We start from the raw sequence: 13577 nt of genomic DNA on the forward strand, positions 1-13577 counted from the left end.
AACGTTGTCCAGGGGCTATGCTCGTCACTCCCTCCCCCACGACGACCAGCGACGGGACGAGCGCACTGTGACCGACACCGCCCCGAGCACCGCAACACGCCGTTACGGCACCCGGCCCACGATGAAGGATGTCGCCGCACGGGCCGGGGTCGGCCTCAAGACCGTCTCCAGAGTGGTCAACGGCGAACCGGGGGTCACCCCCGACACCGAGCGCCGCGTCCAGGAGGCCATCACCGCACTCGGCTTCCGCCGCAACGACAGCGCCCGCATTCTGCGCAAGGGCCGTACGGCGAGCATCGGACTGGTCCTGGAGGATCTGGCCGACCCCTTCTACGGTCCGCTGAGCCGCGCCGTCGAGGAGATCGCCCGGGCCCATGGGGCGTTGCTGATCAACGGCTCCAGCGCGGAGGACCCCGAGCGCGAGCAGGAGCTGGTGCTCGCCCTGTGCGCGCGCCGGGTCGACGGCCTCGTCATCATCCCGGCCGGTCATGACCACCGCTATCTGGCCCCCGAGATGGCGGCCGGGGTCGCCACCGTCTTCGTCGACCGGCCCGCGGGCCGTGTCGACGCCGACGCGGTCCTCTCCGACAGCTTCGGCGGTTCCCGCGACGCCATCGCCCATCTGATCGCCCACGGCCACCGCCGGATCGGCTTCCTCGGCGACCTGCCGGGCATCCACACCGCCACCGAGCGGCTGCGCGGCTATCACGCGGCGATGAGCGATGCCGGGCTGCCGGTCCATGACGCCTGGGTGTCGCTCGGCCCCACCGATCCGGAGCGGGTCCGGGCCGCGGCCACCGCGATGCTGAACGCCGCCGAGCCGGTCACCGCGCTCTTCGCGGGCAACAACCGGGTCACCGTCACGGTCGTACGGGTCCTGGCCGAGCGCCCCGCGCCCGCCCCGCCGGTGGCCCTCGTCGGCTTCGACGACTTCGAGCTCGCCGATCTGCTCTCCCCCGGGATCACCGTCATAGCCCAGGACTCGGCCCAGCTCGGCCGCACCGCCGCCGATCTGCTCTTCCGCCGCCTCGACGGCGCGGGCGGGGACCCTCAGCGGGTCGTCCTGCCGACCCGGCTGATCCCGCGTGGCTCGGGCGAACTGCCCCCGCCCGCGACGTCCACGCCCTGACCGGCCCGCCCCGAACGGCCCGCCTTCCCGCGTCGCTGAGCCCATCCCCGAACGACGGGTTTCCCCCGAACGCCTGGACGGCCCCGCTCCGGTTGCCCCGGTCCCCCACCGCCCCGAGGGTGGATGCGGAGGGCCCGGGACCCCGGCCGCCGGAACGAGGGAGACGCGATGAGCGGGCGCCGAACGCGGACGATCTGCGCGGTGAGCCTCATGGCCGTGCTGGCGCCGGCCGCCGTCGGCTGTTCGGGCGGCGGGGGCACCCCGTCGTCCCAAGTGTCCCGGGCCTCCGCCGCGATCGCCTCCGCGCGGGCGTCGGCCCAGGCCGAGCTGGACAAGATCAAGGGCGGCTCCCAGGCCAAGCACGAGGTGAAGGCCGGCCAGGTGACCCGCAACGGCGCGGGACGGTCCGTGGCTCCGCTGACCGTGACCAACCGGGGTAAGCACACGGCCAACTACGCCATTGAGGTCAACTTCCGCAACGCGGGCGGGGACTTGGTCGACGCCGTCGTCCTGCATCTGTCCAAGGTGCCCCCGCACCGGCCCACCAAGGCCACCGCCCGCAGCCACCGCAAGCTCACCGGACGCATCACGGCACAGGTGGGCACCGCGGTGCGGTACTGATCACCGCGGTGCCGATGGTTCGGTCAAGCGGCCAGGACCTTGGCCTTGGCCCGCTCGTACTCCTCGGGCGTGAGGTCGCCGTGGTTCTTGAGCTCCACGAGGTGCTCGAGCTCCTCCGCCCGGCCGGTGGTGGCGCTCGTGCGCACGTACTCCCGGAAGTCCTTCTCCGCCTGCTCGGCACGCTTCATCTCGCGCATGCCCATCCCGCGCCCCCGTGCCACCAGGTACACGAAGACCCCGAGGAACGGCAGCAGGAGGGTGAAGACGGTCCAGCCCGCCTTGGCCCAGCCGCTCAGCGAGTCGTCACGGAACAGGTCGGTGAAGACGCGGAACAGAAGCGCCAGCCAGAGGATCCAGAGAAAGACCCACATCGTGGTCAGGAAAACATTCAGCAGTGGGTAGGTCATCGTCAGCCTCCCGTCGGCCACGCCCGGCGCAGCCGTGAGCGCTCCGTCGGGCCCACGTCTCCAGCTTACGGCGCCACGGTCGGCGCAGCGCCGGATGCCGTGGCGGCGGGCCGTGCGTAGAAATGGGAGTCGGGAGTGTGACCGGGCGACGCGGGCTGGAAGGGCAGGCGGCCGTGGATCTCCAGATTCTCCCCCTGGCCGTCACCATGATGGCCGGTCCTCAGATCGTGGCCGCGGTCATCCTGGTGACCACCGCGCGGCCGGTGCGGGTGTCCCTGGCGTTTCTGCTCGGGGTGGCGGTCGCGACCGCGGCGGGGGTCGCTCTCGCCCGGTGGCTGTGCGGGCTGCTGGGGCAGGTGGTCTCGCCGGGCAGCCCGGACCAACGGGGATCGGCCGCGTCGGTCGTCCAACTGGTGCTGGTGGGGCTGTTGGCACTGGTCGCTGTCAAGAACGTGGTGCGGCGGCGGACGGTCGAGCCGCCGAAGTGGCTGGGCTCGCTGATGGAAGCCGGTCCCCGTAAGGCGCTCACGACCGGCTTCCTGATCATCCTGTTCATGCCGTCCGACATCGTGGTGATGCTGACCGTAGGGGCGAATCTGGAGCAGCACCGGGCGGGGTTGGCGGCGGCGCTGCCGTTCATCGCCGCCACCGTACTGATCGCGGCGCTGCCGCTGCTGGTCTACCTCCTCCTCGGCCACCGGGCGCAGCGCGCGATGCCGCGGCTCCGGGAGTGGCTCACCACGCATAGCTGGGTGGTCAATGTCGCCGCATGCCTGATCTTCATCGTGCTCATCCTGACCCCCTGATGGTCTGGCCCCTGGCCCGCTGGCCCCCTGACGGCCTGTGGCCCCTAACGGCCTCTGCCGTGCGCCCCCGTGCGGCCCGTGGCGGCCAGGAGGGCGATCACCGCCAGGGCGGCCAGCAGGATCAGCACCAGGAAGAGGACCGTCAGCACGGTGGGGTGGTTCCACAGGGCGAACACCGCGACCGGCACCAGCAGGGCCGCCGATGTCAGCCCCCGCCGGTGGTCCGCGGTCCAGGTACCGGCCCGGCCGGTACGCATCCCATGGGCGGCGCCCCAGCGGGCCGCGCTGTCGGCGAGGACCTCGGCGGTGCCGCGTACCGTGCTCGGCAACCGCCCCGGGCCGACCAGATAGGCGCCGAGCGCGACCACTACGCCGAGCACCAGCACGGTGAGCACGGTGACCCGCAGAAAGCGCACCACCGTGTCGAACAGGACCGAGGCGGCCTCCCTGGACAGCACGCTCACCGGCACATGGTCGAGGTAGTAGCCACGGCCCACCGCCAGGGCCAGCGCCAGGGCGAGGGAGGCGAGCGCGGTGCCCAGGGCCGCGCGGGCGAGCGCCCGGCGGCGCCGGTGGGCGAGCAGCACTCCGGTGCCGCCGAGGGTCACCGTCAGCGCGGGCAGCCAGTTGCCCGCCAGGTCGAGGAAGCGCGCCGACCGTCTGATGGTGTCGAGCCGGTCGGAGTGGAAGAGGACGAGCCTCTGGTGGATGTCGGGGATGCCGGTCACCGCGGGGAGCCCGGCGTCCACGAGCTGCTGTCTGACCCGCTCCACGGCGGCGCCGACGTTGAGGGTGACGGTGTGGCCCTCGACGCCGACCGGCCCGCCGCCCTTACCGGTGAGTGCGCCCACGACGGCGGTGTGGGCGGCCCGGTTGGCGCCTGTCCACACGGCGGGGAACTGCTCACTGCGCACGATATGGGCCGCCACCTTCCGCACCGCCTGGTCCAGGGCCGAGTCCAGTTGCGGGGCCAGCCCCTCGATGGTGTCGGCGGCCCGTTCCGGGAGGCCGTGGGCGCGCAGCCAGGAGGCGATGTCGGCGGTGACCTCCCGGCTGTTGTGGCGGATGTCGACGGCCTGGCTTACCTGGTCCACGGCGGTGTCCTGGATCGCCGGGTCCTTCGCCAGCGGGGCGACCGTCGCCACGTAGCGGTCGGTGTCCAGGACGATGTCGTGGACCCACACCGTCAGCACGGACACCGGTACGAGGAGGCAGCCGAGCAGGATCAGCAGGGCCGACACGGCGCTTCTGGCCATGTCCCCATCTCCCGCCTTCTCCGGCGGGGCCGCATCCCGGGTGACACGTGCGGGTGAGCGGATATGGCCAAGCGGATCAGCGGGCCCGGCGGCCCGGGTGGAACCGTGGGCTCCGGCGCGACGGTCCTCAGCGGACGGGCGGGCTCAGTCGGGTCTACGGGCTCCCGCGAGACGGCCTCCGGCCGGTCCGCGGCTCCCGGCGGACCGGGCGGCCGGCGAGGTCAGGATGCGGCCGGGGCGCGGCCCGCCAGCGCGTCGAGTTCGGCGCGGCCCAGGCCGGTCAGCCGCTCGACCTCGGCGCCGTCGAGGGCCCCGCAGTCCAGCCCGCGCACCAGATGGCCGCTGAGCGCCTTGGCGGTGGCCGGTTCGTCGGCGATGCCGGTGCCTCCGGCCGTACGGGCCGCATACGCGGCGAGCCGTTCCGCCGCGGCCTCCAGGCCCTCGCGGTAGAACGCGTAGACGGCGGCGTAACGGGTGGGGAGGTGGCCGGGGTGCATGTCCCAGCCCTGGTAGTACGCGCGGGCCAATGACCGCCGGACCAGGCGGTGGTGGAGCCGCCAGGCGTCGTGGACCCGCTCGGTGGGGCCGACGGGCAGGACGTTGGTCGAGCCGTCGGAGAGCCGTACGCCGGTGCCGGCGGCGGCGACCTGCATCACCGCCTTGGCGTGGTCGGCGACGGGATGGTCCATGGACTGGTGGGCGGCGCCGACCCCGCAGGAGGCGCTGTAGTCGAAGGTGCCGTAGTGCAGTCCGGTGGCCCGCCCCTCGGCGGCGTCGATCATCCGGGCGACGGTGGCCCGGCCGTCGGAGCCGAGGATGGCCTGGGTGGTCTCGATCTGGATCTCGAAGCCGATGCGGCCCGGGGCGAGCCCCCGGGCCTTCTCGAACTCCTCGCACAGCCGGACCATCGCGGTGACCTGCTCCGCGTACGTCACCTTGGGGAGGGTGAGCACCAGGCCGTCCGGCAGTCCGCCCGCCGCCATGAGCCCGGTGAGGAAGATGTCGAGGGTGCGGATGCCCCGGTCGCGTACGGCGGCCTCCATGCACTTCATGCGGATGCCCGCGTAGGGCGGCACGGTGCCCTCCGCGCAGGCGGCCGCGAGGAGCGAGGCGGCGCGGGCGGCCGCGGCGTCCTCCTCGGCGTCGGGGCGCGGGCCGTAGCCGTCCTCGAAGTCGATGCGCAGATCCTCCACCGGCTCGCGCTCCAGCTTGGCCCGCACCCGGGCGTGGACGAGTTCGGCGAGGTCATCGGGGAGGCCGAGGACGGCGGCGAAGGAGTCGGCGTCGGGGGCGTGCTGGTCGAGGGCCGCCAGCGCCTGGTCGCCCCAGTCGCGCACGGTGGTGGCGGTGAGGAGATCGGCGGGCACGTAGACGGTGTGGACGGGCTGGCGGGTTCCCGGGTCGCCCGGATAGCGGCGGGCCAGCTCGGCGTCGACGGCGGCGAGGGAGTCTGCGACGGATGCCCGTACGGCACCGGGCAGGCTGGTCGGCACGGTCTCCCGAGGCTTCATGTCCGCTCCTTCGCCCTTCCCACCACATCCAGCTTGTTTCCACGTTACGGAAACGATGATCCGTAGCGCGAAGTTATCCGGGCACTCGACGGCTGGTCAACACCCCCTTCGGCAGACGTGAGCCCCGTACGCGCATCGCGTACGGGGCCTCACGGAATGCCCTGCGGGGATCGCGGAGGATCAGCCCTTGCGGGTCTTGACCTCCTCGGTCAACTGCGGGACGACCTCGAAGAGGTCACCGACCACGCCGTAGTCGACCAGATCGAAGATCGGAGCCTCGGCGTCCTTGTTGACCGCCACAATCGTCTTCGAGGTCTGCATACCGGCCCGGTGCTGGATCGCACCCGAGATACCCGCCGCCACGTACAACTGCGGCGAAACCGTCTTACCGGTCTGACCGACCTGATTGGTGTGCGGATACCACCCCGCGTCCACCGCCGCACGCGACGCACCCACGGCCGCACCCAGGGAGTCGGCGAGGGCCTCGACGACGGGGAAGTTCTCCGCACCGCCCACACCACGCCCACCGGAGACCACGATCGCCGCCTCGGTCAGCTCCGGACGGCCCGTCGACTCACGCGGCGTACGCGAGACCACCTTCGTCCCCGTCGCCTGCTCCGAGAACGACACCGACAGCGCCTCGACCGCACCCGCGGCCGGAGCGGCCTCCACAGCCGCCGCATTCGGCTTCACCGTGATCACCGGCGTCCCCCTGGACACCCGGGACTTGGTGGTGAAAGCGGCGGCGAACACCGACTGCGTGGCGACCGGGCCCTCGTCACCGGCCTCCAGATCCACCGCGTCGGTGATGATGCCCGACCCGATACGGACCGCGAGACGCGCCGCGATCTCCTTGCCCTCCGCGGAGGACGGGAACAGCACGGCGGCCGGGGACACCGCCTCATACGCGGCCTGGAGCGCGTCGACCTTCGGCACCACGAGGTAGTCGGCGAACTCGGACGCGTCAGCGGTCAGCACCTTCACCGCACCATGCTCGGCCAGGGCGGACGCGGTGCTCTCCGCACCAGCGCCCAGCGCGACCGCGACGGGCTCGCCGATACGGCGGGCCAGAGTCAGCAGCTCCAGGGTGGGCTTGCGGACGGCACCGTCCACGTGGTCGACATAGACAAGGACTTCAGCCATGGGAATCGCTCTCCTGCGACATGCGAAAGAAACGGACGGTAAGGACAGCGGGGCTCAGATGAACTTCTGACCCGCGAGGCGGCATCAGATGAATTTGCGCTCCGCGAGAAAGGCGGCGAGCTGCTTGCCGCCCTCGCCCTCGTCCTTGACGATCGTGCCCGCGGTACGGGCCGGGCGCTCCGTGGCGCCGTCCACCGCGGTCCAGGCGCCCTCGAGACCGACCTCGTCCGACTCGATCTCCAGGTCCTCCAGGTCCCAGGAGGTCACCGGCTTCTTCTTCGCCGCCATGATGCCCTTGAACGACGGATAACGCGCCTCACCCGACTGGTCGGTCACCGACACCACCGCCGGAAGCGCCGCCTCCAGCAACTCGGTCGCACTGTCCCCGTCACGGCGCCCCTTCACCGTGCCGTCCTCGACCGACACCTCCGACAGCAGCGACACCTGCGGCACACCCAGCCGCTCCGCCAGCATCGCCGGAAGCACACCCATCGTCCCGTCCGTGGACGCCATACCGCAGACCACCAGGTCATAGCCGGTCTTCTCAACGGCCTTGGCCAGCACCAGCGACGTACCCAGCGCGTCCGTACCGTGCAGATCGTCGTCCTCGACATGCACGGCCTTGTCCGCACCCATCGACAACGCCTTGCGCAACGCGTCCTTGGCATCCTCCGGACCCACCGTCAGCACGGTGATCTCGGCATCGTCGGCCTCGTCGGCGATCTGGAGGGCCTGCTCAACGGCATACTCGTCCAGCTCCGACAGCAGGCCGTCCACATCGTCGCGATCGACGGTCAGGTCCTCGGCGAAGTGCCGGTCGCCGGTGGCGTCGGGCACGTACTTCACACAGACAACGATCCTCAAGCTCACGCCGGCTCTCCTACTGCATCGTCTCTACCGAGCTGCCTTGTTGCTGGCAGCATAGGCGCCTTCGGGGGCGGGACCCGGGCGCTACCGCGGGCGGTTTCCTGCCGGGGCGGCCCATGCACCGCAGCAAAATATTACTCGTCAGTACACCCAGCTCATTCCCCGGATGCAAGCCGCGTGAACTGTGACCTTGCCAACGTGGCGATCAACGGGCTGAGCGCACGCCGGCGGGAGCGCACGGCTCAGTCGCGCAGCGCGTTGAAGCGCCCCTGGTGGTACAGCAGCGGACGGCCTGCCCCGGCCGCGGTGCCCGCAGTCACCTCGCCGATCACCACCCGGTGGTCCCCGGCGGGTATGCGGGCCACCACCCGGCACACCAGCCACGCCAGCACCCCGTCCAGCACCGGTACGCCCTCAGGGCCCGAGCGCCAGCCGGTGGCCGGTCCGAAGCGGTCGGCACCGCTGCGCGCGAAGGTCGCGGCCAGTTCCCGCTGGTGCTCGCCGAGGATATGGACGCCGACGTGCTCGGCCTCGGAGAGCACCGGCCAGCTCGAGGAGCCGCTGCCCACGCCGAAGGAGAGCAGCGGCGGCTCGGCGGCGACGGAGGCGAGGGAGGTGGCGGTGAAGCCGACGGGGCGGGCGCCCCGGGCGGTGATCACGGCGACGCCGGAGGCGTGCCGCCGGAAGACGGAGCGGAAGAGGTCGGACGTCGCGAGCGAGGACGTACCGAGGTCGTGCGTTGCCGTCATTGAGTTGTCCTTCTGCCGGAGGTACGGGCGGGGGGCGGTGCTTGTCGTCGTTCGCTCACCCGCCCGGACACCGTGCGCCGGCCGTCCGCACCGGGCTCTCGTGCACACGTCCACAGAGAAGGAGTCCAGGCCGCATGATGTTCACCCTGGCCACGTCGGATGCGGACCGTCAAGTGGGTCCGGGGCGCGGTGGCTCACACGGCATCACCCAGAGCGGCGATGACATCGGCCCGGCGCGGCTGCCCGGAGGCGCGCCGCACGATCCGCCCGGCCGCGTCGAGGACCAGCACGGTGGGGGTACGGGCGATGCCCAGGGCCCTGACGAGCTCCAGCCGCGCCTCGGCGTCGATCTCGACATGCGCCACCCCGTCGACCATCGCGGCCACCTGGGACAGCGTCCGCCGGGTGGCCCGGCAGGGCTGGCAGAAGGCGCTGGAGAATTGGAGCAGCGTCGCCCGCTCCCCCAGTTCCGCGCCCAGCTCGGCGGCGCCCAGCCGCCGGTCTCCGTCGCCGTCTCGCACCTGTCTCCTCCCGGTGGGACCTCCCCCGTTCAGCGTCATGGGCGGCCCGGAGATTCCCCGGAGGCCCCCGACGTGATGAGGATCTCCCGGCCGGGCGGCGCCGTCCGGTAGCACATCGGGACGACATCGGGCACCATCTGCCAGAAGCCGGAAACCTACGGCCGCGTAACTTCCGCCCGGAGAACCCTCCCAGGGCATACGACGAAGGGTCCTCAATGGCAGAGCTCGTCTACCCGCCGGTGATCGGCATGGCCCGCACCATGTTCAAGGCGCTCGATCTGCGCTTCGACATCAAGGGCACTGAGAATGTCCCGCAGGCGGGCGGCGCGGTTCTGGTGAGCAACCACATCGGCTATCTCGACTTCGTCTTCTGCGGGCTGACCGCCCGTCCGGCGAAGCGGCTGGTGCGGTTCATGGCGAAGGAGTCGGTCTTCCGGCACAAGGTCTCCGGGCCGCTGATGCGCGCGATGAAGCACATTCCGGTGGACCGCGCGGCGGGTATGGACGCGTACAAGCACGCCCTGAGGGCGCTGCGCTCCGGCGAGATCATCGGGGTCTTCCCGGAGGCGACGATCTCGCGGTCGTTCGCCCTGAAGAACTTCAAGTCGGGCGCGGCCCGGCTGGCGCAGGAGGCGGGCGTCCCGCTGCTGCCGATGGCGCTGTGGGGCACGCAGCGGCTGTGGACCAAGGGTCAGAAGCGGGCGCTGGGCCGCCATCACTTCCCGATCACGATGCGGGTCGGCGAGCCGATGGAGGCCGACCCGACCGAGCCCTCGGACACCCTGACCGAGCGGCTGCGCGGCCGGGTGCAGGAGCTGCTGGAGGCGGCGCAGCGGGCGTATCCGGTGCGGCCCAAGGGCCCGGACGACACCTGGTGGGTCCCGGCCCATCTGGGCGGCACCGCTCCCACCCCGGCCGAGGCGCTGGCCCTGGACCGGGGCCGGTAACCAAACCTGCGCGGGCGGGCCCCGGTGGCCCGCCCGTACCGCACCCGGGCCCTGGGCCCGTACCGCCTCCGGGCCCTAGCGGCCCATCTCCTCCTTGACGGCGGTGATGAATCCGTCGACGTCCTCCTCCTTGGTGTCGAAGGAGCACATCCAGCGCACATCGCCCGCGGCCTCGTCCCAGAAGTAGAAGCGGTAGCGCTTCTGGAGGCGCTCGGTCACCTCGTGCGGGAGGCGGGCGAAGACCGCGTTGGCCTGGACCGGGTGGAGGATCTCCACTCCGTCCACCGTGCGCACCCCGTCGGCCAGCCGCTGGGCCATGGCGTTGGCGTGGCGGGCGTTGCGCAGCCACAGATCGCGGGCGAGCAGGGCCTCGAGCTGGACGGAGATGAACCGCATCTTGGACGCGAGCTGCATGGACAGCTTGCGCAGATGCTTCATGGCGCCCGCCGCGTCCGGGTCGAGGACGATGACGGCCTCGCCGAAGAGCATCCCGTTCTTGGTGCCGCCGAAGGACAGGATGTCGACGCCCGCCGCATTGGTGAACGAGCGCATCGGCACATCCAGGGACGCGGCCGCGTTGGCTATCCGGGCGCCGTCGAGGTGGACCTTCATCCCGCGCTCATGGGCGTGATCACAGATGGCCCGGATCTCGTCCACCGTGTAGACGGTGCCCAGCTCGGTGTTCTGGGCGATCGAGACGACCTGCGGCATCGCCCGGTGCTCATCGTCCCAGCCCCATGCCTGGCGGTCGATGAGCTCGGGGGTGAGCTTGCCGTCCTCGGTGGGGACGGTGAGCAGCTTGAGCCCTCCGACGCGCTCGGGCGCCCCGCACTCGTCGACGTTGATATGGGCGGTCTCGGCACATATGACCGCGCCCCATCGGTCGGTGAGCGCCTGGAGCGCGACGACATTGGAGCCGGTTCCGTTGAAGACCGGGAACGCCTGTGCGTGCGGGCCGAAGTGGCTGCGCATGACGAACTGGAGATGCGCGGTGTAGTCGTCCTCGCCGTAGGAGACCTGATGGCCTCCGTTGGCGAGCGCGAGCGCGGCGAGGATCTCGGGGTGGGCGCCGGCGTAGTTGTCGCTGGCGAAGCCGCTCACCTCGGGGTCGTGGTGGCGACGGGCGTCGGTCCTCACGGCTTGGGGGTCAGCCACAGGCGGGTTCCGTTCACTTCCTGGGCGGGCTGGTCCCAGAGTCCGGTGATGGCCTCGGCCAGCTCCTTGACGTCCGTGAAGCCCGCGAACTTCGCGTTGGGGCGCTCCGCGCGCATGGCGTCGTGCACCAGCGCCTTGACCACCAGGATGGCAGCGGCCGCCGAGGGGTTGCCCTCGCCCCCCAGTTTGCGGAAGGAGTCGGCGAGCGCGAGCGTCCATGCCTCGGCGGCGGCCTTGGCGGCGGCGTACGCGGCGTTGCCCGCGGTGGGCTTGGCCGCGCCCCCCGCGCTGATCAGCACAAAGCGGCCCTTGCCGCTGCGCAGCAAGGCGTCGTGGAAGGCAAGGGAGGTGTGCTGGGCGGTGCGGATCAGCAGATTGTGCAGGGTGTCCCAGTCGGCGAGCGGGGCGTCGGCGAAGGTCTTGCTGCCGCGCCAGCCGCCGACCAGGTGGATCAGCCCGTCGACCCGGCCGAACTCCTTCTCGGTGCGGTCGGCCCAGGCGCGGGCGGCGTCGAGGTCGAGCAGGTCGACCGTCTCGCCGGTGACACTGGCGCCGCCGTGGGCGTAGCGCGCCGCGTCCACGGCCTCGGCCAAGCGCACCGGGTCGGAGTCGGAGGCGACGACGGTGGCGCCGGCCTCGGCGAGGCGGAGCAGCGTGGCCCGGCCCGCGGGCCCGGCCGCGCCGGCCACCGCCACCACCGCACCGTCCAGCGGCCGCTGGCCCGGTTCGTTCGGGCTGGGGCTCGACGTCGGTGTGGTCATGCTCGCTGCCTCCTCGTTCTTCCCCGCTCGGCGGCTGTCCGCCGTCGCGGGGCTCATGCCGCCGCCGGTAGGTCGCTGTCGGCCGTGATCCCCTTGGTGGAGGCGACCACGTCACGCAGCTTCTTCGCAAGTGCCTCGTAGAACATGCTCAGCGGAAACTCGTCGGGGAGCACGTCATCGACGAGCTTGCGCGGCGGCTGGGCCAGGTCCAGGGCTTCCGGACCCTTGGCCCAGACCGAGCCGGGGTGAGGTGCGAGATACGTCGACACCAGCTCGTACGCCTTGAACCAGTGGACCAGTTTGGGGCGGTCGATGCCGTCGCGGTAGAGCTTCTCGATCTCGCCGCAGAGCTGGTTGGTGACCTGCGAGGCGCGGGACCAGTCGATATGCAGGGTGTTGTCCGTCCAGCGTACGACGTCGTGCTGGTGGAGGTAGGCGAAGAGCAACTGACCGCCGAGCCCGTCGTAGTTGCGGACCCGCGCGCCGGTGACGGGGAACCGGAACATCCGGTCGAAGATCACGGCGTACTGGACGTCACGGCCCTGGGCGACCCCCTCGCCCTCCAGCTTCACGGCCTCCTTGAAGGCCGTGAGGTCACAGCGCAGCTCCTCCAGCCCGTACATCCAGAACGGCTGCCGCTGCTTGATCATGAAGGGGTCGAACGGCAGGTCGCCATGGCTGTGGGTGCGGTCGTGGACCATGTCCCACAGGGCGAACGCCTCCTGGCAGCGGCGCTGGTCGGCGAGCATGTCCCGGATGTCCTCGGGGAGTTCGAGCCCGAGAGTCCGGACGGCGGCATCGCTGACCCGGCGGAAGCGGGCCGCCTCGCGGTCGCAGAAGATGCCGCCCCAGGTGAACCGCTCGGGGGCCTCGCGGACGGCGATGGTCTCCGGGAAGAGCACCGCGGAGTTGGTGTCGTAGCCGGAGGTGAAGTCCTCGAAGGCCAGGCCGCAGTAGAGCGGGTTGTCATAGCGGGTGCGCTCCAGCTCGGCCAGCCAGTCCGGCCAGACCATGCGCAGCACCACGGCTTCCAGGTTGCGGTCCGGGTTGCCGTTCTGCGTGTACATGGGGAAGACGACGAGGTGCGGGAGGCCGTCGGCGCGCGTGCGGGCGGGCTGGAAGGCGAGCAGCGAGTCGAGGAAGTCGGGGACCGCGAAGCCGCCCTCGGCCCAGCGGCGCAGATCCGCGACGAGTGCCCGGTGGTAGTCGGCGTCGTGCGGCAGCAGCGGGGCGAGCTTCTCGATGGCCTCGATCACCTGGGCGATGGTCGCCGCGGCGGTCTCGCGGGTGGGTGCGCCCTCGGCGTCGAAGTCGATGGAGCCGTCCTTGGACTGCCACGGGCGAAACGTTTCGACGGCGTCCTTGAGGGTCGGCCAGGCCGGATGTTCGACCACACGCTCTGCCGACAGAACGCCACCTTCAGCTATCGGGGACGAAAGAATTTCCGTCATGACCACTCCTTAACCGGAGAAACTTGCGTACGACCACCGTAGCCACCAGACACTCCTTCGCTCAAGCGACGGTACGGGAAATCATCCTGCGTCACACCCGCACCACCGCAGTTTTTCCTGCCCCCATTGGCCCGGCTCATGCCACGGCCCCGCTTGAGCAGTCCTGTCATGAGCGGCCGGTATGGTGTGCGCCGGTCCGGCGGCCCGCCCGCCGAGAGCCGACGAATCTGCCTCCCCACTGCCTCCCCCCGAC

14 protein-coding genes are annotated in these 13577 nt (G+C 71.3%); 4 read left to right on the forward strand and 10 right to left on the reverse strand.

Features of this window, described 5'->3' with window-relative positions; genetic code table 11:
- The first annotated feature begins 67 nt into the window (after positions 1-67).
- Both ACK1X7_RS06890 and ACK1X7_RS06895 read left to right on the forward strand, forming a co-directional pair.
- Entirely contained in the window at positions 68-1129 is a 1062-nt protein-coding gene (locus ACK1X7_RS06890; protein WP_385141079.1) for a LacI family DNA-binding transcriptional regulator, read from the forward strand.
- Positions 1130-1297: 168 nt separating this feature from the next.
- Complete coding sequence (locus ACK1X7_RS06895; protein ID WP_390794596.1) at positions 1298-1750, forward strand: hypothetical protein; 453 nt, start codon at positions 1298-1300, stop codon at positions 1748-1750.
- A gap of 23 nt (positions 1751-1773) precedes the next feature.
- Here the strand turns inward: ACK1X7_RS06895 and ACK1X7_RS06900 are convergent, their stop codons facing one another.
- Positions 1774-2157 (reverse strand): SHOCT domain-containing protein, encoded by a 384-nt coding sequence (locus ACK1X7_RS06900; protein WP_385141085.1) that lies wholly within the window; start codon positions 2155-2157, stop codon positions 1774-1776.
- A 137-nt stretch (positions 2158-2294) separates the two neighbouring features.
- Here ACK1X7_RS06900 and ACK1X7_RS06905 point away from each other — a divergent pair, with 137 nt between their 5' ends.
- Positions 2295-2963: a GAP family protein gene (locus ACK1X7_RS06905; RefSeq protein WP_385141089.1), complete on the forward strand. Its 669-nt coding sequence runs from the start codon at positions 2295-2297 to the stop codon at positions 2961-2963.
- A gap of 44 nt (positions 2964-3007) precedes the next feature.
- Here the strand turns inward: ACK1X7_RS06905 and ACK1X7_RS06910 are convergent, their stop codons facing one another.
- From ACK1X7_RS06910 to ACK1X7_RS06935, 6 genes are all read right to left on the reverse strand, one after another.
- Positions 3008-4219, reverse strand: a complete 1212-nt coding sequence (locus ACK1X7_RS06910) for a hypothetical protein (protein WP_413114766.1) — start codon at positions 4217-4219, stop codon at positions 3008-3010.
- A gap of 221 nt (positions 4220-4440) precedes the next feature.
- Entirely contained in the window at positions 4441-5730 is a 1290-nt protein-coding gene (locus ACK1X7_RS06915) for a DUF6986 family protein (protein ID WP_413114767.1), read from the reverse strand.
- A 180-nt stretch (positions 5731-5910) separates the two neighbouring features.
- Positions 5911-6873 carry an electron transfer flavoprotein subunit alpha/FixB family protein gene (locus tag ACK1X7_RS06920; RefSeq protein WP_413114768.1) on the reverse strand — a complete coding sequence of 321 codons (963 nt, stop codon included), beginning with the start codon at positions 6871-6873 and terminating at the stop codon, positions 5911-5913.
- An 84-nt stretch (positions 6874-6957) separates the two neighbouring features.
- Positions 6958-7743, reverse strand: a complete 786-nt coding sequence (locus ACK1X7_RS06925) for an electron transfer flavoprotein subunit beta/FixA family protein (RefSeq protein WP_386948215.1) — start codon at positions 7741-7743, stop codon at positions 6958-6960.
- A 239-nt stretch (positions 7744-7982) separates the two neighbouring features.
- Positions 7983-8489: a flavin reductase family protein gene (locus ACK1X7_RS06930; protein ID WP_413114769.1), complete on the reverse strand. Its 507-nt coding sequence runs from the start codon at positions 8487-8489 to the stop codon at positions 7983-7985.
- A 194-nt stretch (positions 8490-8683) separates the two neighbouring features.
- Positions 8684-9049 (reverse strand): TlpA family protein disulfide reductase, encoded by a 366-nt coding sequence (locus tag ACK1X7_RS06935; RefSeq protein WP_385158174.1) that lies wholly within the window; start codon positions 9047-9049, stop codon positions 8684-8686.
- A gap of 176 nt (positions 9050-9225) precedes the next feature.
- Between ACK1X7_RS06935 and ACK1X7_RS06940 the strand changes: the two genes are divergently transcribed.
- Positions 9226-9957: a lysophospholipid acyltransferase family protein gene (locus ACK1X7_RS06940; protein WP_216347930.1), complete on the forward strand. Its 732-nt coding sequence runs from the start codon at positions 9226-9228 to the stop codon at positions 9955-9957.
- A gap of 75 nt (positions 9958-10032) precedes the next feature.
- Here ACK1X7_RS06940 and ACK1X7_RS06945 read toward each other — a convergent pair whose 3' ends face one another.
- From ACK1X7_RS06945 to ACK1X7_RS06955, 3 genes are read right to left on the reverse strand one after another with little or no spacing between them, the layout of a single operon-like run.
- Positions 10033-11094 (reverse strand): threonine aldolase family protein, encoded by a 1062-nt coding sequence (locus tag ACK1X7_RS06945; RefSeq protein WP_385158176.1) that lies wholly within the window; start codon positions 11092-11094, stop codon positions 10033-10035.
- A complete protein-coding gene (locus tag ACK1X7_RS06950; RefSeq protein ID WP_390795648.1) occupies positions 11091-11873 on the reverse strand; it encodes an SDR family NAD(P)-dependent oxidoreductase in 783 nt (260 codons plus the stop codon). The genes ACK1X7_RS06945 and ACK1X7_RS06950 overlap by 4 nt, the downstream gene beginning before the upstream one ends.
- Positions 11874-11926: 53 nt before the next feature.
- A complete protein-coding gene (locus ACK1X7_RS06955; protein WP_385149243.1) occupies positions 11927-13324 on the reverse strand; it encodes a DUF6421 family protein in 1398 nt (465 codons plus the stop codon).
- Positions 13325-13577 lie beyond the last annotated feature (253 nt).

This window comes from Streptomyces sp. CY-1, assembly GCF_047218265.1.
Classification (GTDB): domain Bacteria; phylum Actinomycetota; class Actinomycetes; order Streptomycetales; family Streptomycetaceae; genus Streptomyces; species Streptomyces niphimycinicus.